Raw genomic sequence first — 19,595 nt, forward strand, 5'->3', positions numbered from 1 at the left:
AAGGATGAGCGTGAGCCGCGATAAACAAGACGTCGACTACGACGATACAACGCTGTCTGCCGAAGACGTTGACACGAGTATCGAAGTGGCTGCAACCGAAGCCCCGATTGTCGAGGAGGCTGACGTCGCGGAAGACGATGGCGCAGTGGATCCTGTGGAGGTTGCTGATTACGACTTTTCCCGGTGGTTAGCTGAGATCGCGACCGGAACCGAATCCGACACCATGTTGCGGTATGCGCCCACCCGGTCGAATTCGATTGACGTCACGCACTCCCAGCCCAGTGGGCTCACGCAATTCTTATCCGCACGTCGGACCCGGTTGACCACACTGTTGCGCGATCAACCCGAAATGCAGCGCAGTATTGACACGGCCGAGGCCATTGATACCAAAGTTCAAGAGTTGCTGGCAGACCGTGGCATTAACGTCGGCTATCTTGCAGCCGGACTGGCCACCTGGCGTGCTACCGAAGATGGCGTCAACCAGCAAATGTCGGCCCCCGTGCTTCTGGCGCCCATTCGGTTGGCTGCTCGACCTAATCGCGACGACTACGATATCCAGATCACCGGCCCAGCACGTCTCAACCCGGCACTGGTGCGCTTCTTTGAAGACAACTACGGGATCGTCTTAGATCCACAAACCCACGAAGAAGCCGCCTACACCACAGCTAAACTCGAACCGCTGCCCACGCTTGATCTGCTGCGCACCCAGTCATCAAAAGTACGCGGCCTGGTAGTCGAGCACCGGCTACTCATTTCCACGTTTGCAGACCTGTCGGATACTGCTTCGCGAGAAGTCGTCAACACCGACCATGACGTCATTACCGCCCTGTATGAAGTCGGTGCCGGAACCGATGAAGCAGGATATGAAGACGAAGCCCCCGAACTTACCTTTGAGCCGCTACCACTGGATCAACGCGATCCGGCAGATGAAGTGCTCGTCGTCGACCTCGATGCGTCCCAACAACGCGCGGTCGACCACATTGTAGCCGGTGAATCATTGGTCGTCTCAGCGCCGCCGGGCACCGGTCAAACGCAAACCGCAGTGGCGGCTGCAGCAGGCTTAGCCAAAGAAGGTAAACGCGTGTTGGTCATCGCGGAAAACACCTCGACCCTGGCAGAATTTTCGAACCGGTTAGCTGGGCTCCAACTGGACCCCATGGTCTTTAGCGTGCAAGCAGACACCGATTCAACGCAAGTCACCAACCAACTGGTGCGCTCCCTGCTATCCGCCGAGCGGGCCAAGGAACCAGCGGTCCGCCGGATTCATGAAACACTGCGCGATGCGCGCCGCCAACTCGTAGAACACGGTGAATCCCTGCACGAGGTTCGCGAGCGTTGGCAGTGCTCACCGATCCAGGCCATGAATGAACTGGTCACCCTCATGAACGCCGACCCGGCACCATCGACGTCGGTGCGGCTGAAACGCTCGGTGTTGGATAGCACCGTAGACCGCGAACAAGTTGCCGAACAGCTGCGGTATGCCGCAGAGCTGGGAGCATTTGAAGCTTCCTCAACCGAATCACCTTGGTATGGCGCCCGACTACGTAACGTGCACGAGGCCGAGGAAGCGCTCGAACTGGCACAGTCTGTCCACGACCAGCTCTCCGATGTCGCACCACGCTTTGAAGCAGCCACCGCGCAGGCTCAGCTGTCGATCGCAGCCAACATCACCGAATGGATGGAACAGGTCGAACTGCTGCGCGAAGTTCGCGACACCCTGGACCAATTTACCCCGGATATCTTTGACCGCCCGGTCACCGACCTCATTGCCGCCACCGCCACCGGGTCATGGCGCAAACGCAACGGCATCGATATGTCTGCCATGACTCGCACCCGCCTACGGTGGCTTGCTCGCGAATATATCCGCCCGGGTGTCGATGTGCCGAACCTGCACGAAGCACTGGTCAAAGTACAAGACCAACTGACCTTGTGGAACCAGTGGGCCTCATCCAAGCGCAACCCGGTCATCCCAACCGGTGTTGAGTCCCTGGCCGCAGATACCAGCCAGCTCTATGAAAACCTCAACCGGCTCCAAGACATGCTGGCGCCAGCCGAGTCAGAAGCAGACCGGTTGACCCGACTTGATGCCGGTGACCTCCACGATGTGTTGTCCAAGCTGGTTCAAGACTCCCATACGCTTCATACCCTGCCCGAGCGGACGATCGTCATTGACCAGCTCACCGAACAGGGTCTTGAGGAACTGCTGGATGATTTCCAGGCCCGCGGTGTCTCATCTGACCAGGTGACCTTAGAACTCGAGGTGTCCTGGTGGCAATCAGCCCTAGAAGCCATGGTGTCGGCCGATGAACACCTGGCTGCCACCACGGGTGAACAGTTAGCCCGGTTAGAAGAAGAATTCCGGATCGCCGATACGGCCCACCGTGAATCTGGACCATCGCGAATCCGCCACAGCCTGGCGACCAGCTGGGAGAAAGCGACTCGAGACTATCCGGACGCCGCCGACTCTCTGCGTCGCCTCCTGCGCACCGGCGGGGCCAATGTGGAAACCATTCTGAGCATCAACCCCAACTTGCTCCAGCCACTCGTGCCTATCCTGACCACGTCGCCGCTCACCCTGGCGGAGCTGCCACCATCGGTTACCTTCGACACCGTGTTAGTCCTCGACTCCGAAACCATCGGATTGGCCACCGGTCTTGGCGCGATCTCGCGTGCCGACCAGGTCGTTGCTTTTGGGGACGCAGTCTCGGGCCGACCCGTCGGATTCCAGGTCTCAATCGACCCCACCGCGCGTCCATCCCACCCTCGACAGGCCGAATCTGTCCACCGTGCTCTGACCCGTGTGCTGCCGGTGGTCCCGTTGCATTTCTTGCACCGCGGCATCAACCGGTATCTGGCGCGAACCCTGGGTGAGCAGTTGTATGACGGTCGACTTGACCGGGCACCAACACCACAAGAAGTTGCCACCAGCTCGCAAACCGGCATGTCGGTCGAATACCTCACCGAATCAGGTAGCCCGGGCATGGGCGACGACGGTGTGGAATCCACAACCGCCGAAGTCACCCGCACCGTTGATGCGGTCTTTGAACACTTCCGGGATCATCCGGAACGTTCCCTGGCCGTCATCGCCGCCAATGGGGCTCACGCGCGTCGCATCGCCGAATCCATCCGGTACAACCTGCCAAATCATCGGTGGGCAGCCAAGTTCTTTAGTGCTGAGACCTCGCCCAGTGGTGAAGCCTTCGTGGTCGCGCCAATGGAGCGTGCACACGGCATCGTGGCCGACCATGTGATCTTCACACTCGGTTATGGTCGCACAGCCAACGGCAAAGTCATTCACCACTTCGGGCCGCTCTCCGAGCAGCACGGCGTGGAATACTATGCCACCAGCTTCACGCGAGCCCGTCAGCACATTCAGGTGTTTACCGCAATCCACCCGCATGAGGTCAACTTCGATAACCTCATGTCGGGTGCGTATTACTTCTGGGATTTGCTGGTCAATTTGCCAACCGACCCAGCGCAGCCCGGGGACCCAACGGCCGGTGAAGCCCTCGATCATCTCACCGATGACTTCGTGCAACACCTTGCCGAACGTGGAGCAGCCTACAACTTCGACACCCACGAATTCACGGACCTGTTGCTCTACACACCGAGCAAACACCGGCCAACATTCCACTCGGAGACCTACCAGCCAATTGCCGTTGCCTATGATGGCTCACCGCGACACGATCAAGCATCCGTGCGTAGTCGAACACGCACCATCCCGGCACAACTGGAACATCTCGGCTGGCAGAACGAAACCCTGTGGGCGATTGATGTGTTTACCGACCCGATCAGTATTACCGATACTTTCGCCGACAAGCTGCAGCTCGACCCACGTGCAGCATCCACAAGCGATACGCAGGCTGAACCGGACTCCGATGCAACCGCTGACAGTGATCCTGAAGCCTAACCCCCATGGGTAAACGCGCTGAGCAACCCGAGAGCGGTAACAAGCGTCAGGACGGTGGCAAAAAGCGACGGGGGAGTCGACGAGTCACCGTTGCCGGTACCGGCCCCCAGTCTGCCACCGGGCCCGAACCGCGCATCGAATCCATCGAGCCACAGCCCAAGCCGTCGAAGGACCGCCAGCTGACGGAACGAGAACGCTGGATGCTAGAGCAGCGGCCTCCGCACTATTAAACCCAGACGATACCGTTTGCTGCGGTGGCGACCGCCTGAACCGGTAGATCGTGGTCTTCGATGGGGAAAGCTTCCGCGTCTGCTGCAAAGAACTCGTGATCAAAGAGCGGTGTCACCAACAACGGGACATCATCGGCAATTTTTGGCAAGGCCTCCAGGAGCCGGTCGTAATAGCCACCGCCCTTACCCAACCGATACCCGGCGGTGTCAGCAGCTAGTGCCGGAACGAAGATCACGTCGGCATCAGCCACCACCTCGGGACCAAAACGCTCACCGGTGGGCTCCTGTATCGGACCTAGCTTCGACTGCTCCATCGGAACCTGTGGGTACCACTGCGTCCACGACATCGAACGATCAGCATTCGAAATCGGCACCCAAATCTCCACGCCATCCGCATGCAGCGCATGCATCACCGGATCGGTATCTGGTTCCGTGCCAAACTTAATCGTCAACGCAACCTTCTTGGCAAACCGACTGGCGGCGTCGAGCCCGCGATACCAGTCCAAGAGCTGTTCAGAGAGACTTTCGGATTGGCGCTGACGCTCCTCAGGTCCAAGTTCCTTGCGTTGGCTAAAGAACTGACGACGGAGCTCATCCTTGGTTTCAAGAGACATAATCTTATTGTGACACCGGGGACACAACATGCAAACAGACGATGCGCGCCCAACGACATACAATGACCCCATGAAACAATTTTCTGCGCTGCCTACGAGCTGGCCCGTCACGCTGGAACACCACCGCGTGATGCTGGCGCCGCTTCGTTACCCCCATCGCAGACAGTGGTATGAAGTGCGCAACCGCAACGCAGCCTGGCTGACCCCGTGGGAGGCCACCGATCCACTACGGAATCCTCCCAGCATGACATACGGGGCAATGGTCAGGGCGCACAACCGCGATGGTGCCGCAGGAGTCTCATTCCCGTGGGCCATTTTCTTCCAAGACGGCCCAGCCGCCCGCCCCGAGCTCGTCGGTCAAATGATTGCCGCCCCGGTGCTGTGGGGATCCATGCGCTCCACCACCTTCGGCTACTGGGTCGACAAAGAACAGGCCGGAAAAAACATTGTGCCAACCGCTGTGGCACTGGCGGCCGACTACTTGCTGAGCCACGTGGGATTACACCGGATCGAAATCAACATCGTCCCCGAAAACGCGCCGTCGATACGCGTCGTTGAAAAACTCGGCTTTCGCTCCGAAGGCATCAGGAAAGACTACATACATATCAACGGTCAATGGCGTGATCATGCATCATACGCGCTCACCGTCCAGGAAATCCCACCCGGTGGACTCCTCACACGTCTTCCATAGAGCATCCTCATAGCTGAAACCTGGCAACACACGACCAGAAAGCCGCCAACTTCGGGTTGACCCGGTATATCGTAAAGATCGTGGACAACCGTATCCGAGAGCTTGAAGAGACCTTAGCCGCTACGCTCGGATTCCTGCCCGAAATCGATATCGCAACGTCTGTTGTCGTTGCTGTCGTTGTTGTAGTCGGCTTAGTGATCCTTGCACGTCGACCGGATGTCACACAACGGGCTCGAAAGAGTCGCGAATCCCGCCAACGAAGGAAAGCCATGCAATCTTCCCCCTCTTCGACCACCTCCGGTGGCACTGGATTCTCAATTCGCTGGGGCCGGCTCGCAATCTTCGGCATCGGTGTCATCGCACTGCTGGTTGCCGTCATTTGCTTTATCGCCGGTCTCTTTGGTGCAGCTACGTGGGTCACCGCTGGCATCAGCGTGCTGATCACCGCCGCAAGCTATGGCGCACTCCGTGGCCTGGCCATCATGGATTCTAAAAAGCGTGCCCGCGAACGCGAGAAACTCAGCCGCTCCGAAGGTCTCGATGCAACCATCGCGCAATACACCACAGAGGCCAGCCAACAGGACACCTACGTCAACACCAATGACGAAGTATTTGACGTCGCTGATGCCCCGGCCAAAGAGCATGACGAGCCTGTTGCAGAACCGGTAGCGCAAGAAGAGGCTGCCGCAGAGGCACCAGCACCGGTGCCCGCACGGCAACCGGTCCCGCGCCCAATGTACCTGGATACTCCGGAAGTGCAGCGTGAAGCACCAGAACCATTGGAAACCCCGCAGGACCCAACACCATCGCGCCAGGTACACCTAAGCGAAGGGGTCTCCAGCCAGTACCAGGAAAAGATCCAGCAGAAAGCCAACACGCGACTCGACCTCGACAAGGTACTGAACCGTCGCCGCGCCATGTGAGGTCAGACAACCATGAGTGCCGGTAGCTTCGGTCCCTTCCTGGAGACAGAACTCACCGGACTCCTTGCGGACGGGGTGACAGATCCCCGATATCGCATCGCAAGTGCCACACTGCACGACGTCCAATTCCGTGCCGGGCACTACTATGGCATCGCCGAAGCCGTGGTCCACCATGAAGGGGGAGTAGGCCAAACATACTTCGGCATGACCACCGCGCAAGTCCCACCCACAGCGCAGGGACAAACAACCAACCACCTGGGCTATCAGGTATTTATTTGGCAACATCCGCAGGATCCGATGCTTCCAGGACTCGGGCTGGCCGCAACCCCGGCGCAGGTCCAACAGTATTTCGCACAAGAGCGAGAACTCACTTCGCTGCAGACCGTCATCTACCGGCCAATGAACCGAGCGGTATTCAAAGCACACCTGGCCCCACGCCAGCCAGCAGGATTGGGCGAGACCATCTACTTGAAGGTCCTCCGCCCAAACACCGCAGCAGCGTTGTATAACATCCACGTGAAGCTATCTGCAGCCGGTGTCCCCGTGGTCGCACCCATCGCAGAACCTGTCGCCGATGTCCTGGCGCTGGCCGGTGGACAAGGCATGCCGCTAGGTGAACTCGTACGCATCGAAGGCGTGCACAACCATTTCGATCCACGCCGACTCATCGGCATCCTCGACCGTTTTCCTCGCCAAGTCATGGACTATCCGCATCGACCATCATGGGCTGACCGGCACCAAGAATTCATATACTCGGCGCGCCAAGCCATGCCCGCTGACGACGCTCGCGTCGCACATCTTGGCTACCAGCTCGAGCACGCGCACGAGGGACTAGAACTTGGTCCACTCGTTCCAACCCACGGTGACCTCTACGAAGCCCACATTCTGGTACACCAGGGGACCGGCCGCATTCAGCAGCTCTTAGACGTCGATGGTGCGGGCCCAGGTTTCCGCGTGGACGACTACGCCTGTCTCATCGGTCATCTTGCCGTGCTCGGGTATAACGAGCAACAGCGGTGGGGTTGGCAAACCGCCATGCGATTCTTCAATCAGTTGGCGCCATATACCAATCCGTATGCGCTTGCTGTTCGGTCAGCTGCGATGGTTGTGAGCCTCATTCCAAGTCATCAACCCGATGCGCAGTCCCAATTACGCGGCAGAGCTTATCTGCAGATTGCCGAAACGCTGCTGGCCATGGCTCCGTCGTCTTTCCCCGGTGTTTGATCTCGGGTCTTGTATTCCGTAACAGTGATTGTCAGGCTTGGCATATGACCAAACAGTATTTTGTAGCAGGCTGAGGTGTTGCAGCACTTTTGCTCGCGGGGTGCTCAGGTTCAGAAGATCCAGAACTTGCGATCATGAACGATAGCCAGGAGCGTGAAATACCTGAGCGGGTAAAAGACGTGGGCGAGGACATGCAAATGCAGAATCATACCTTCGTTGGTGAAGGTGAAGACTTCAGCGTCTTTGCGGCACGCGATGGCCAAGACGCCTGGTGTATTTTGCTCTACAACGAACCGTCACCCAATAATCCAGATGATTGGTCAGTGTCATCGTCCTGCGGTACATCAGGGGATCTTGCCAACGGCAAAGGGTGGGTGCAAGGCGGCTCATCGCGTACCCACACAGCCCAATTGCTGCCAGATAACTATTCCGGAGAAATTGCTGAAGACCTCGAGCGGGTCAACGACAATCTGGCGGCCAAATAACCCGGGCACCGCAACACGTGAATCGACTTAGTCGTCGAAGAGGTGCTCCGCGGTGAACTCGTGCTCCTTCTCCAGTGGTTTCTCAACCTGAATACGTTCGGCTTGTTGTTTCGCCCGTTCAGATTCTTGTTGATCACCTTGACCACGCAATGCCGTGGAGAGGCCCAACAGAGCAGCACGCCGTAGCGGCGGTTGAATGCCTTCTGCATCGGCGATCGTGGAAAACAGCGTTGTGGCCTCTAACCATTTGCTGTTTTCAATCAGGAATTTTCCGGCTAAGAGTTCGCAGCCGTGGCCCATGGAAAGTTCGGCTTCGTCCTCAAACATATCCGCTGCGGTCAACGCGGTGGCAACAGCCTTATTTGTTTTGCCAAACAGCGCATAGGCACGGGCTTTCTGACGGGTCAGTTCGGCAGCAACATAACGGATCTCATCTTTACCAGCCAGCTTGATCGCCTGGTCGTAGAGGTCCAAGCCTTCGGGCTTCGATTGATCACATAAGAGCTTCGCCAACTCACGCAGCCCCTGTGTTTCAACTGCTGGATCTTCTGACGTTTTTGCCATTTCTACGGCCTGCCGCATGAGCTGTTCAGCTTCAGAAAATACTGTCTCGTCTTCTGCCTCGGCAAGTTTCATGCCTGCCCCCAGGCTGGTGCGGGCGGCCTCGCGGACGGCATCGACTTTCAGGAAGGCTTCAATGGAATCACGCCAGTGGGTGATGGCTTCCTTGAACCGCTCTTGGCGGCATACCGCATTTCCTAAATCAATGAGGGCATGGGCTAAAACTTGATGGTTGCCGGTGAGCTTTTCACGGGTGACCAACCCGGTGAGAACTTCTTCGGCTTCGGCGACTTCGCCTGCATCTAGCAGTTGATGTCCTAGTGCTGCGACCAAACCTGAGGTTTCTTCGACCTCGCCTTGTTCTGCCTGGTCGACAGCGACTTTCCAGGCAAGCACTGAGAGCTGATGCTGATCAGCACGGCGGGCCACAGACGCAACCAGGGACGCTGCTGAGGCAGCACCCGGTCGGATCTGTAGTCGCGCGTAAAGCTCTAATGCGCGGATCCCAAAGTTGGCAGCCTCAGCCATCTCGTTGCGGTGGTGGGCAATCACCGCTTGCATCATCCACATCGCGGCGCGAACGGCCCGGTTACAACCCGATTCTAAGATTTGGGTGGAAAGTGTATCTGCTTCATCCACTTGCTCGTTCATGAATTTCAGATGCGCCAAGAACATCTCGGTGTTGACCAGTGAACCGGCAGAGAGTCGTAATCCTGCTTCGTGGCGACGACGCTGCATCGCAACAGCTTCTTCAATCAGTTCGAGGGCTTCCTCAGCACGCATTTGACTCATCTGGTGGACAGCTAACCCGATCAGGACATCAGCCAGGACGGAGTCTTCGGTGTCGAGTGCACGTTCTTGGTCAGCCACACCGCCGAGCACGGTCGAAGCGAAGGCGTCGGCTTCGGCAAATAAAATCGAACCCAGTTGGTCTTCCATGTCTGCCTGGTGGGTTTGACCCAGGGCGCGTAAGAGCTCGGTCCGCTTGTCAATCGCGTGCTGCATGGCGGTTTCATCACCGAGTTTATGATGTACCGATGCCAGTAAGCGGTAAAGCCCAAGTTTGACGTCGGGCTTTGTGCCAGAGCTCGCCAGACCGTGTTTGGCACAATCGAGTGCCCACTCCAGATCATCGGCATACGCCGATTCATGCGCGAGATCCAACCAACCACGAGCCGTATGCGCGGTCTCCTGCTGAAAGTTTTGGGTTGCTGGTCCATTGCTTAGGAGCGAACGCAATTTTAGTTCGAGAATGGACGGGAGAGCAGAGTGGCTGTCAGATCCTTCAAATTCAGCCGACGACGTCGAGAATTCCATGACTTATAGTCTAGTGATCCCCGGCAGGTGGTGACGACCACTAGACTAGGAAAATATGGAATTTCAGTGGCGACCGGCGTCTTATGCGCTAATTACGAAACAAGATGAAGTTTTGCTGAGTCTATGGGAGAGCTCGATTGGCTCGTTTTGGACGTTACCCGGCGGGGGTATCGAGTTCGAGGAGCAACCCCAAGAAGCATGCATCCGTGAAGTATGGGAAGAAACCGGCTACAACGTCGCTTTAACAGGCTATTTGTCTACCTCCACACACGTGATCCCGACGGAAAAACGCGTGCCTGGACAACACCTTCCACTCCAAATTTTGCGCATTTTATACACCGCCGATATCGTCTCCGGAACGCTTCGTCCAGAGGTTGGTGGCTCGTCTACAGACGCCGCGTGGATTCCAATAAGCCAGTTGCATAATCGTGCACAAACCAAGGGACACAGTGTGTCTGGATGGGTCGAAGAAGCCTTGAGTATGCCCGTCGCCTCGATTGATTTGACCTAGGAAACGGTGACCCCTCGGTGAAGTTCTCTGCAAAATTCTGTGGCATGCTCGCGGCTGCCAGCATCATGTTGGTCGGGTGCTCAGACACCCAGGAAGCTGATGTCGAACAACTGACCATTGTCACCACCTCGTCGGTGCTTGATCAGGCCACCTCTTTGGCGGTATCAGAATACGTTGAGGACCGGGGTACCACGGTAGAAATCCAAGACCATGCCGACTCGGCTGAAGTCTTTGCCGCATTGGAGACGCAGACAGCCGATGATCACGCTGTCATAGGAATCGTCACTGCACAACAGGAACCAGGCAGCGATGACCAAGAGCTTCAACTTCCGAATGATCTGGAGCTCGTTTCTCAGGCGCCTGCAGACTTGGGCTTGGTGGCTGCGGCTTCAACGATCACCTCGGAGCAATTTAGCCGGGACCTGCAGGAAAGCACCGAGGACGACGAGGGAGAAGAACTCTTAGCCGCCTGCCAGGACCTGACATGGATCCATGCCGAATCCCTTGCAGATGAAATCGAGCCCATGAACGCAGAACTTGCCCAGCAAGGGTGTGAGCCGGAATTTGAAATCACCTCGGGTGACGAGACCGAAGCCTATGACGAGCTCACCGACAGGTTAAAAACCGAACCGGATGTGATCGCCATGCTTTATAGTCTCGACCCCGTTATCGACGATCAAGGACTGGCTACCCTCGATGTTGCAACAGATACCTGGCCGCGTAGCGCCGTGGCCGCAGTCGCACCGGATAATGAGCAAGCGATATTACACCGGGACGTCATCGCGGTGCTGGAAGAACTTGATGGCGAATCAGCCACCGAACTCTTGCGAGGTTTTCACAATTCGCGTCTCTCCGTTTCTGATTTGGACTACGAGGTTGACCAGGCCATTCGGCACTGGCTTGCCGGACAGGATCTGATCGATAGCGACACAGTTACTGACAATTCGGCTGACACTGTGCAGTAGTAATCTACAATCAACCTAAACTCGACAGTTTCAGGAGGACCCGTGACCCGCGCCTACCGCGACATTCGTCAATCATCCAAACTACTTAATGTCCGCTACGATGTGCGCGGTCCAATCCTGGAAGAAGCCCAACGTCTTGAAGCCGCAGGTCAGCGCATTATGCGCCTGAATATCGGTAATCCTGCCCCATTTGGTTTCGAAGCACCAGACGAGATCCTCAAAGATATGATCTCCAATCTGCCAGATGCCCAGGGCTATTCCGACTCCAAGGGCATTACCTCTGCACGCCGCGCGGTTTCGCAATACTACGAAACCGAAGGCATCATGGACATCCGCAGCGATGACATTTTCATCGGCAATGGGGTTTCTGAGATGATCTCCATGGTCCTCCAGGCACTGCTCGATGACGGTGATCAGGTGCTGATCCCGTCACCGGACTACCCGCTCTGGACCGGAGCGACCACGCTATCTGGTGGTAGTGCCGTGCACTACCGGTGCGTGGAGGAAGAAGGCTGGGCCCCGGATCTGGAGCACCTGGAAGCTCAGGTGACGGACCGGACCAAAGCCATCGTCATCATTAACCCCAACAACCCAACCGGGGCCGTGTACTCACGGGAAACTCTTGAAAAGATTTTCGAAGTGGCTCGGAAAAATGGTCTGGTGGTGTTATCGGATGAGATCTACGAAAAGATCCTCTATGAAGATGCCGAACACATCCATGCTGCTTCAATTGCTGATGACGTTTTAGTGTTGACGTTCTCCGGCCTGTCGAAAGCCTACCGGGTTGCTGGTTACCGTGCCGGTTGGGTTGCTGTCTCGGGTGCGAAACACCGTGCTGCTGATTTTCTGGAGGGGCTCACGCTGTTGGCCAATATGCGGATGTGCGCGAATGTGCCGGCACAACACGTGATCCAGACGGCGCTGGGTGGCTATCAGTCCATTGATGATTTGATCTTGCCGGGCGGACGCCTGCTGGAACAGCGCAACGTGGCCACCTCGCTCTTGCGAGAGATTCCCGGTGTATCAGTACAGGAAGCTAAGGGGGCGCTGTATTTGTTCCCGAAATTGGATCCTGAGATGTATCCGATTGCCGACGACGAAGCGTTCGTCATTGAGCTGTTGCGACAACAGCAAATCCTGGTCTCCCACGGTCGAGCGTTCAACTACCATGGAACCGATCACTTCCGGATGGTGACCTTGCCGTCGGTTCGCGAACTGACGATTGGCATCGAGCGCATCGCAGAATTCCTGGCCGACTACCGGTACCGGCACGCCTAAACGGCACGTGAAGTTAGGCATCTGGTTGCTCTGGCTGTTGGGTCTGAGCACGGACTTCTTCGAGACGTGCCCGTGCGCCGTCCAGCCAGGACTCGCAGCGCCGGGCAAGGGCTTCGCCGCGTTCCCATAGGGCCAACGATTCTTCGAGCCCGGCACCGCCTGCTTCAAGCCGTTCTACGGTTTGGATCAGTTCTGTGCGTGCTTGTTCATAGCTCATCGAGTGCACGTCAGAAACATCGGCGGATGAGAAGCCTTCGACGGCGGGTTGTTCGGCGGGGTTTTCAGTCACGGTGTTGCTCCTGTGTCGTTTCGGTCACCGATGTGGTGGTTGCGCTCAGGCGTCCTGCTGACACCAAAATATCAAGTTCATCGCCCACCGACACTGCGGCTGCATCGCGGAGGACGGTGTTGTCGTGCTGCACGACGGCGTAGCCACGGTCCAGAGTTTTTTGTGGGGACAGCGCACGGACCCGAGCCTTGAGTTGGCCGATCTGATCGGTGCTGCGGTCCAATTGGTGAGCAAACGTTGCCCGGGTGCGCGCCAGGATTTGCTGAATTTCTTCGGCGCGAGTCGTGATCATCGTGGCCGGTTGGGCCATGACTGGTCGTGAGCGAAGTTGGGCAATCTGTTGTTCTTGCACATCGACGAGCCGCTGGACGGCCTGGGCCATGCGAACCCGGACATCGGCGATACCGGCGAGTTCTACAGCGGCATCGGGCACGATAGTTTTTGCTGCATCAGTGGGGGTGGATGCCCGGAAGTCTGCCACATCATCCAACACGGGTCGATCTTGTTCGTGGCCAATGGCAGAGACCACCGGCGTCGTCATATCGGCCACTGCTCGGATGAGGAGCTCTTCGGAGAAGGGCAAAACGACTTCTTCCAGCGCGCCACCACCTCGTGCCACCACGATGACGTCAACGGTTGGATCCTGATCAAGCGCGCGCAGTGCAGCCGTTACCTCGGTACCCACCTGGGGGCCCTGCATGGCTGCGTGGATCACTTCGAATTGGGCTGAGGGCCACCGAAGCCACACATTGCGTTGGACGTCGTGCATCGCATCGGAATTTCGTCCGGTGATGAGGCCAATTTTTTGTGGCAGGACGGGTAATGGTTTCTTGAGTTCGGGGGCAAAGAGCCCTTCTTCGGCGAGGGCGCGACGGAGTCGTTCGACGCGGGCGAGTAGTTCACCGATTCCGACGGGGCGCATCTCATTGACCACCATGGTCAGTCGCCCGGTTTTGGTGTAGAAGTTGGGCTTGACCAGGGCCACGACGCGTGCACCTTCGGCGATGGCGGCATCAAAGTTTCGGGCAGTGCGTGACCAGGCTACGACGGGCAGTGACATTTCAACGTCAAGGTCGCGCATGGTCATCCAGGCGTGACCGCGGGAGAGTCGGTGCTCGATGAGCTGACCTTCGATCCAGGTGGGGGAGACGCGCTCAATGTAGTGTTTGAGGTTGTCTGATAGCCGGGATAGGGGCCACGGATTATCTGGTGTGGTGTCCGCGGCTTGTTGCGGTTGATCGGGTCCATTCCCGGTAGGAATGTGTTCAGTCATCAATTCCACCTAAACTAGTTCTTTAATACCCTGATGATTTCACAACTTGACCAATTTTGGAGAAAGTAGGATTCACGGATGCGTAACTTTTTGGCTGTCGTGCTGGCCTTGGTTGCTGGAATCACTGCTTCGGTGGGATTGGTCGCGTGGAAGCTTGATGGCGTGATTAATGAACCGGAGCCGGTCCAAACAATGTTTGGTTCTGGTGAGTCGGCAGAGCCACTGAAATCTGCTGTTCCGGACGCGTTAGGAAACATGGCATCGGAGTCCATTGAGAACGGTGCTGTCGGAGATGCCGTGAGTGCGGCGGTGTCGAGTGCGGTTGGTGACCTGACGGCGCACGAGGACTTCGACGAGGCGTGGTCGGAAAGCTTGGAGCAGACGCGTGCTGGATGGTCGCAGAGCATTGATTCGTTGCGTGAACGGATGGAGAACGGTGAATCGATTGCCCAGAATTCGACGGACGCGCAACTGCAGCTGCAGCTGGATCCGGTAGCTGAGGTAGGCATTTCGATGATCGATGATGCGGTGGCCGGGATTCCGGGTGTCAGCGGTGGGCTTGGTCTTGAGCCGGAGCTGCGCATTGACGTGGCGATTCCACCGGTGACCATGTTGACTGCAGAGCAGACGGTTTTGACGGAAGAATTGATTACGCTGTGGCCGGTCGTGTTGGTGATTGCTGGCATTGTGTTGTTGATGGCTTTGCTGGTTGCTACTCATGGCAGTCGTTGGATTGTGTGGTTGATCTCCGGGCTGCTGACCGCCATTACCGGGGTCGCGCTGAAACTGGGGCTCGCATGGATGCAAAATCAAGTCCTCGAATCGGCGGAAAACACGCCTCAGCTGTCCTTGGCACGTTCGTTCTTGCGGGCGTTTCAGGAGTGGGCTGATCCGCAGCTGATTGTGCTGATGGCCATTGGCTTTGGCTGTGCACTGCTTGGCATTCTTGGTGGATTCATTTCTGCGAACCGTCAACGAGCACGGTATTAGGAACGGTATCGTACCGCTTGCTGGCCATCCGGGGAATTCACGTGCGTTTCGGGTCCTCCAGGGACAACGTCGGTGTTGTGTGCCGCAACAGCCTTCCAGTGTGTGCCGTGATCGTCGGATAATCGGGTCACAACAAAACTAAAAACGGTGCGTCGATCGTCGGCAAGCTGGCCATCAGGTGTGTTTTGGCCTGTCACGATGACTCGACCGTGGACCACTGCATGATCTTCACCCAGCATCCGTACTTCTGTGCGGCCAACGGTCATTGTTGAGTCGCCAAAAATACGTTCAAATCCAAACGCGTGTGCTTTACGGATTTGCGCCTTATTGGACCACCACAATCCCGTGACATTGACGAAGTGTGCATCGTCGACAAAGAGTTCGGCAAGAGCATCGGCATCATGAGCGTTCCAGGCTTGTTGGAAGCCTGTGAGAATCGATTTCGGTGATTGTCGATTCACAGTCTGCTACCTTTCATCCGTGGTGTGTTCGGTTGCGTCGATATTGGCCTGAAGTTCCGGGGCTGTGACATCACGTGTAGTCTGCTGAACCGCATCGGGTAAATCGATGGAGTCCAGTGAGGCATCGAGTTCTTCGAGTCTGCGTGCCGATGGCATGACGCGTCCCTCGAGGGTGGCCATCATGGAGTTGAACCGAGAGACGGTGGTGTTAATGGATTTGCCCAGCGAGTCGAGGCGGCGACCCATGAGACCGAGGCGTTCATAGAGTTCGCGTGCCGAGGCGAAAACAGTGCGCGCGTTATCGACCAGATTTTCTTGTTGCCAGGCATAGGCGACGGACTTCAACGTGGCAAGTAGTGAGACGGGGGAGACCAGGGCTACACCCTGGCTGAAGGAGTAGTCGAGTAATTGCGGATCAGCTTCAAGTGCCGCTGATAAGTGGGATTCAGCCGGCAGGAACAACAACACCAGGTCCGGGGTGTTGTCGAGTGCAGCCCAGTACTTTTTGGTGCCCAGGTCTTTGACGTGCATGCGGACCGCGCGGGCGTGCGCGGCTTCTAATTCTGCGCGACGACGTTGTTCCTCTTCGGAGCCGTCTGTCGGCACTTCGCCTGCTTGCAGGATGGCCGACATCGGTGCTTTGGCATCGACCACCAGCGACTTCTCGCCGGGTAGATGCACCAACATATCCGGACGGAAGATTTCACCATCACGTTCAGCCGTATCGCTGGAGAAACTGACTTGCTCCTCAAAATCTGTATGGCGCAGCATGCCGGCAGCTTCCACTATGCGCCGCAGTTGGACTTCACCCCAGTGGCCACGCGCTGATGAAGAGCGCAGGCTGGCAACCAGTTTATGCGTGTTCTCGAGCAGTGCTGCATCAGTGGCGTGCGCCGTCCGCAGTTGCTGGGACAGCTGCCCGTACTGCTGACCTCGATCGCGTTCTAGTTGCGAGACTTGGCCTCCCAAATGCTCCAACTGCTTGGAAAGCGGCCCAAGCATCTGGACGATCTGTTGCTGCGATTGGAATTGGTCGCGATCTTCGTGGCGTTGACGTTCCAACAGCTCGGCACGTGTCTGCGCTGTCGCTAATTGCTCACGCAGGTCGGCATCATCGGTTGAGGTAGCGCGGTTTGTAGCAAGGCGTGACCCGACAAAAATACCAGCGGCAAAGCAGACGAGGGCGATCAGAAGGCACAGCACAATCGCAGTTGAAATCTCCATACCCACAACCCTGGCACACCCCAGGGACACGATAAGCCTGGCGCGCTGCGAGTGGCGCCACACCAGACCTCAAAGTACCCGGTACGGACAGTATCGAGAAACTCTGGCAGAATGTAGCGTAGACCACGTCCACGATTGAATGGAGTAATGGTGTCCAACTCGACTCTGCATGAAAAAACCGTCCTCATTTCCGGTGGAAGCCGCGGTATCGGCTTAGCAATCGCCAAGCGACTGGCAGAAGACGGCGCCAACGTCGTCCTGCTGGCCAAGACGGCAGAACCACATCCAAAACTGCCCGGAACGGTATACACCGCCGCTGAAGAAATTCGCGAAGCCGGTGGCAAGGCCCTGCCAGTCGTCGGAGATGTACGCGAGGAAGCTGACGTTCAGGCTGCCGTGGACGCTGCGGTACAAGAGTTTGGCGGCATCGACATCGTCATCAATAACGCTTCAGCGATCAATCTGGAACCAGCAGACCAGATCGATATGAAACGCTACGATCTGATGCACGACATCAACGTACGGGGCACATTCTTGCTCACCAGAACCGCCCTACCGCACTTGAAAAAATCTGCGGACCCACGCATTCTGAGTCTGTCACCACCGTTGAACATGAGCCAAAAGTGGCTCGGAGCAGCACCGTCCTACATGATGGCCAAATACAGCATGAGTCTTGCAGCCCTGGGCATCGGAGCACAGTATCAGATTCCAGCGACCTGCTTGTGGCCCAAAACCACCATCCAGACCGCCGCGGTGCAGTACGCACTTGGCGGTAGCGAAATGTATGAGCGCTCGCGGACTCCAGAAGTCTACTCAGACTCCGCACATGCTGTCCTGACGGCAGAGCCGACAACATATGCTGGTCGCACCATGCTGTGTGAAGATGTACTGGAAGATGCAGGCGTGACTGACTTTGCCAAATACTCGCCGGGCATTGATCCCAATGAGTTAGAAAAAGACATCTTCGTCGACTAGTAAAAACCACTAGGGTGAGGTCCGGGGCAGTTGCCTCGGACCACCTGTGTTTAACCAGCAGAGAAGGAACGACGATGCGAGAACTCACACTTGCCACCTTGGCGCCAACAGTGGAGAGCAACGCGACCGTTATCGTCGACTTCTGGGCACCCTGGTGCACCACGTGTATGCGATTCAGCCCGATCTTTTCGGACGTCGCCGAACAATTCGACGACGTGGTGTTCGCAACGGTGAATACCGATGAAGAACAAGAACTCGCCGGGATTATGGGCGTGCGCTCACTGCCTACACTGATCGCTTTCCGCAACGGGAAGCATGTGTTCGCGAAGTCGGGAGTTACCACCAGGCGCCAGCTCGGTGAGATTATCGATGAGATTCGACTACTGACTCCTGAGCAAGACTAACTCCGATCCACCAACCGAGTTATCCACAATCTGGCTGACACGATCACCTGTGGACTGTGCATCTTGCAAACTCTTGGTATCCAAACAATCTCGGATACAACAGGAGTTGCCATGACCACCGCACAACTACTCAACCTCACGCCGAGAGCGTTCAACCGCCGTGAGAAAACTATTCTTCGACAAGATGTAAAACGCTTCCAGAAAATCGGTCGGGACCACGGGGTGAGCACTTTTGAAGACTATGCCTATTTCGTCATCGACCGGATAAAACGCGATGAATCCGGGAAGCTCACGGACAAATCATTCGCACTGTTCCGTGGTCTGACTGGCTACTTCGGCGAAGAGCTCATGAACGAGACTACCCTTGCACGACTGGCTACTGACCTCACCGTGACGGAAGACCCCGACGCCGAGGCGGTAGAACAGTACTGGAGTGCCGTACCCGGACGGCTACTCGTCGACCGGTTCGCCGGCCAGACCGTGATGATCGCCGACATTATTTACACTCGCGTTTTTGTCGCTGATCGGTTTCCGATGCCCCTTGATGAAATCTTTGACCAGATTATCGATTGGAATCAGGGCTATCTGATCCGAGATGAGGTCGAAACGCCCTGGGTGATCGGCAACGACATCGAACCAGAAGATTACCTGGCTGCCTAGCGGACGCTCGTAGCGCGAAAGGAAACCGCATGGAAGAGACAGCAGAGTACATCCGGCAGTTGGAATGTCACGAACTCGAACATCGTCACCAAGCAGACGCCCGTCTTGCACCATATGCCAACACCGATGATCCGGAAGAACTCGATGCGCTGTGTGTAAAAGTTGGGACGCTTTGGCACCAACGAGACACCGAAGCTGCCATGGTGTTGTGGGAAGAACTGATAGTCGATCTGACCATCTGTCTCGGAGATATCCTGCTGCGATACCTGCTAGGAAACTGGATCATTCAAGGTCTCCAGGTAGCTGAGGATGAACCTACGTGCGAGTCATGGGTGCTCATGCTGCACGCAGAAGAGGCACATTTCTCACTCAACGTTGAAGCCTATGTCACCGCGCGGTTCTACGGTCAAAACGACCAAACGTTTGGCGAATTCGTCGAATCGTGCATCTGCCGCCTCCAACATATCCCGGGCGCTTACCTGGGCGGGTACGGTCCGATGAGCCACGACCACTAGCTTCGTACTTACTTGTTGGCATAACCACAGCCGAAGATAGCTGAATCAACGCAAAATTCGCGACATTATGCCAGACTGCTGTTTAACTGATCTCG

Annotated in this window: 20 protein-coding genes; 14 read left to right on the plus strand and 6 right to left on the minus strand. The window is 56.8% G+C overall.

Translation table 11 applies throughout. From position 1 onward, the window contains the following. Positions 1-10: 10 nt before the first annotated feature. Together G583_RS15505 and G583_RS0109970 are read left to right on the plus strand one after the other, a co-directional pair. Entirely contained in the window at positions 11-3,910 is a 3,900-nt protein-coding gene (locus G583_RS15505; RefSeq protein WP_022871033.1) for a DUF4011 domain-containing protein, read from the plus strand. A gap of 5 nt (positions 3,911-3,915) precedes the next feature. Then, positions 3,916-4,140, plus strand: coding sequence for a hypothetical protein (locus G583_RS0109970; RefSeq protein ID WP_022871034.1), 225 nt, complete (start codon positions 3,916-3,918; stop codon positions 4,138-4,140). On the opposite strand, the gene G583_RS15510 is transcribed toward G583_RS0109970, so the two are convergent. Beyond that, positions 4,137-4,754 (minus strand): 5-formyltetrahydrofolate cyclo-ligase, encoded by a 618-nt coding sequence (locus G583_RS15510; RefSeq protein ID WP_022871035.1) that lies wholly within the window; start codon positions 4,752-4,754, stop codon positions 4,137-4,139. The genes G583_RS0109970 and G583_RS15510 overlap by 4 nt on opposite strands. Before the next feature lie 70 nt (positions 4,755-4,824). On the opposite strand from G583_RS15510, the gene G583_RS0109980 reads away from it, so the two are divergent. From G583_RS0109980 to G583_RS0109995, 4 genes are all read left to right on the plus strand, one after another. Further along, positions 4,825-5,445 (plus strand): GNAT family N-acetyltransferase, encoded by a 621-nt coding sequence (locus G583_RS0109980; protein ID WP_029629475.1) that lies wholly within the window; start codon positions 4,825-4,827, stop codon positions 5,443-5,445. Positions 5,446-5,525: 80 nt separating this feature from the next. Continuing rightward, on the plus strand, positions 5,526-6,368 hold the full coding sequence (locus G583_RS0109985) for a hypothetical protein (RefSeq protein WP_022871037.1): 843 nt from the start codon (positions 5,526-5,528) through the stop codon (positions 6,366-6,368). Positions 6,369-6,380: 12 nt separating this feature from the next. Further along, positions 6,381-7,592, plus strand: a complete 1,212-nt coding sequence (locus G583_RS16415; protein WP_022871038.1) for a hypothetical protein — start codon at positions 6,381-6,383, stop codon at positions 7,590-7,592. A gap of 134 nt (positions 7,593-7,726) precedes the next feature. Further along, a complete protein-coding gene (locus G583_RS0109995) occupies positions 7,727-8,077 on the plus strand; it encodes a hypothetical protein (protein ID WP_169558783.1) in 351 nt (116 codons plus the stop codon). 27 nt (positions 8,078-8,104) lie between these two features. Here G583_RS0109995 and G583_RS0110000 read toward each other — a convergent pair whose 3' ends face one another. Continuing rightward, positions 8,105-9,955, minus strand: coding sequence for a tetratricopeptide repeat protein (locus tag G583_RS0110000; protein WP_022871040.1), 1,851 nt, complete (start codon positions 9,953-9,955; stop codon positions 8,105-8,107). Positions 9,956-10,010: 55 nt separating this feature from the next. Here G583_RS0110000 and G583_RS15520 point away from each other — a divergent pair, with 55 nt between their 5' ends. The 3 genes from G583_RS15520 to G583_RS0110015 are packed head-to-tail and all read left to right on the plus strand — an operon-like array spanning position 10,011 to position 12,709. Next, the gene (locus G583_RS15520; protein ID WP_022871041.1) at positions 10,011-10,466 is read left to right on the plus strand and encodes an NUDIX hydrolase; all 456 of its coding nucleotides are present in this window, start codon (positions 10,011-10,013) and stop codon (positions 10,464-10,466) included. Positions 10,467-10,483: 17 nt separating this feature from the next. After that, complete coding sequence (locus G583_RS0110010; RefSeq protein WP_022871042.1) at positions 10,484-11,431, plus strand: hypothetical protein; 948 nt, start codon at positions 10,484-10,486, stop codon at positions 11,429-11,431. 42 nt (positions 11,432-11,473) lie between these two features. Then, the gene (locus tag G583_RS0110015) at positions 11,474-12,709 is read left to right on the plus strand and encodes a pyridoxal phosphate-dependent aminotransferase (protein ID WP_022871043.1); all 1,236 of its coding nucleotides are present in this window, start codon (positions 11,474-11,476) and stop codon (positions 12,707-12,709) included. Positions 12,710-12,722: 13 nt separating this feature from the next. On the opposite strand, the gene G583_RS0110020 is transcribed toward G583_RS0110015, so the two are convergent. After that, positions 12,723-12,998: an exodeoxyribonuclease VII small subunit gene (locus G583_RS0110020; RefSeq protein WP_022871044.1), complete on the minus strand. Its 276-nt coding sequence runs from the start codon at positions 12,996-12,998 to the stop codon at positions 12,723-12,725. Further along, positions 12,991-14,271, minus strand: a complete 1,281-nt coding sequence (gene xseA, locus G583_RS0110025) for an exodeoxyribonuclease VII large subunit (protein WP_022871045.1) — start codon at positions 14,269-14,271, stop codon at positions 12,991-12,993. The genes G583_RS0110020 and xseA overlap by 8 nt, the downstream gene beginning before the upstream one ends. Before the next feature lie 78 nt (positions 14,272-14,349). On the opposite strand from xseA, the gene G583_RS0110030 reads away from it, so the two are divergent. Next, on the plus strand, positions 14,350-15,261 hold the full coding sequence (locus tag G583_RS0110030; RefSeq protein ID WP_022871046.1) for a hypothetical protein: 912 nt from the start codon (positions 14,350-14,352) through the stop codon (positions 15,259-15,261). Here the strand turns inward: G583_RS0110030 and G583_RS15525 are convergent. Both G583_RS15525 and G583_RS0110040 read right to left on the minus strand, forming a co-directional pair. Continuing rightward, a complete protein-coding gene (locus G583_RS15525) occupies positions 15,258-15,722 on the minus strand; it encodes a YybH family protein (RefSeq protein ID WP_022871047.1) in 465 nt (154 codons plus the stop codon). The two genes, G583_RS0110030 and G583_RS15525, sit on opposite strands and share 4 nt — an antisense overlap. 6 nt (positions 15,723-15,728) lie before the next feature. Next, positions 15,729-16,946, minus strand: coding sequence for a DNA recombination protein RmuC (locus tag G583_RS0110040; RefSeq protein WP_022871048.1), 1,218 nt, complete (start codon positions 16,944-16,946; stop codon positions 15,729-15,731). Positions 16,947-17,093: 147 nt separating this feature from the next. Between G583_RS0110040 and G583_RS0110045 the strand changes: the two genes are divergently transcribed. The 4 genes from G583_RS0110045 (at position 17,094) to G583_RS15535 (ending at position 19,500) form a co-directional block, all read left to right on the plus strand. Further along, positions 17,094-17,921 (plus strand): SDR family oxidoreductase, encoded by an 828-nt coding sequence (locus G583_RS0110045; RefSeq protein ID WP_022871049.1) that lies wholly within the window; start codon positions 17,094-17,096, stop codon positions 17,919-17,921. Positions 17,922-17,995: 74 nt separating this feature from the next. Beyond that, entirely contained in the window at positions 17,996-18,325 is a 330-nt protein-coding gene (locus G583_RS15530; protein WP_022871050.1) for a thioredoxin family protein, read from the plus strand. A gap of 111 nt (positions 18,326-18,436) precedes the next feature. Beyond that, positions 18,437-18,985, plus strand: coding sequence for a hypothetical protein (locus G583_RS0110055; protein WP_022871051.1), 549 nt, complete (start codon positions 18,437-18,439; stop codon positions 18,983-18,985). A gap of 29 nt (positions 18,986-19,014) precedes the next feature. Continuing rightward, positions 19,015-19,500 carry a hypothetical protein gene (locus G583_RS15535; protein WP_022871052.1) on the plus strand — a complete coding sequence of 162 codons (486 nt, stop codon included), beginning with the start codon at positions 19,015-19,017 and terminating at the stop codon, positions 19,498-19,500. The last annotated feature ends 95 nt before the right edge of the window (positions 19,501-19,595 follow it).

The sequence above is a fragment of the Yaniella halotolerans DSM 15476 genome (assembly GCF_000420805.1).
In the GTDB taxonomy this organism is placed as follows: Bacteria; Actinomycetota; Actinomycetes; order Actinomycetales; family Micrococcaceae; genus Yaniella; species Yaniella halotolerans.

What these genes read in the sequence shown, in the direction of transcription:
- G583_RS0109970 (WP_022871034.1), top strand. Translation starts at nt 3,916, where the DNA reads ATGGGTAAACGCGCTGAGCAACCCGAGAGCGGTAACAAGCGTCAGGAC.
- G583_RS15510 (WP_022871035.1), bottom strand. Translation starts at nt 4,754, where the DNA reads ATGTCTCTTGAAACCAAGGATGAGCTCCGTCGTCAGTTCTTTAGCCAA.
- G583_RS0109980 (WP_029629475.1), top strand. Translation starts at nt 4,825, where the DNA reads ATGAAACAATTTTCTGCGCTGCCTACGAGCTGGCCCGTCACGCTGGAA.
- G583_RS16415 (WP_022871038.1), top strand. Translation starts at nt 6,381, where the DNA reads ATGAGTGCCGGTAGCTTCGGTCCCTTCCTGGAGACAGAACTCACCGGA.
- G583_RS0109995 (WP_169558783.1), top strand. Translation starts at nt 7,727, where the DNA reads ATGAACGATAGCCAGGAGCGTGAAATACCTGAGCGGGTAAAAGACGTG.
- G583_RS0110000 (WP_022871040.1), bottom strand. Translation starts at nt 9,955, where the DNA reads ATGGAATTCTCGACGTCGTCGGCTGAATTTGAAGGATCTGACAGCCAC.
- G583_RS15520 (WP_022871041.1), top strand. Translation starts at nt 10,011, where the DNA reads ATGGAATTTCAGTGGCGACCGGCGTCTTATGCGCTAATTACGAAACAA.
- xseA (WP_022871045.1), bottom strand. Translation starts at nt 14,271, where the DNA reads ATGACTGAACACATTCCTACCGGGAATGGACCCGATCAACCGCAACAA.
- G583_RS0110030 (WP_022871046.1), top strand. Translation starts at nt 14,350, where the DNA reads ATGCGTAACTTTTTGGCTGTCGTGCTGGCCTTGGTTGCTGGAATCACT.
- G583_RS0110040 (WP_022871048.1), bottom strand. Translation starts at nt 16,946, where the DNA reads ATGGAGATTTCAACTGCGATTGTGCTGTGCCTTCTGATCGCCCTCGTC.
- G583_RS0110045 (WP_022871049.1), top strand. Translation starts at nt 17,094, where the DNA reads ATGGTGTCCAACTCGACTCTGCATGAAAAAACCGTCCTCATTTCCGGT.
- G583_RS15530 (WP_022871050.1), top strand. Translation starts at nt 17,996, where the DNA reads ATGCGAGAACTCACACTTGCCACCTTGGCGCCAACAGTGGAGAGCAAC.
- G583_RS0110055 (WP_022871051.1), top strand. Translation starts at nt 18,437, where the DNA reads ATGACCACCGCACAACTACTCAACCTCACGCCGAGAGCGTTCAACCGC.
- G583_RS15535 (WP_022871052.1), top strand. Translation starts at nt 19,015, where the DNA reads ATGGAAGAGACAGCAGAGTACATCCGGCAGTTGGAATGTCACGAACTC.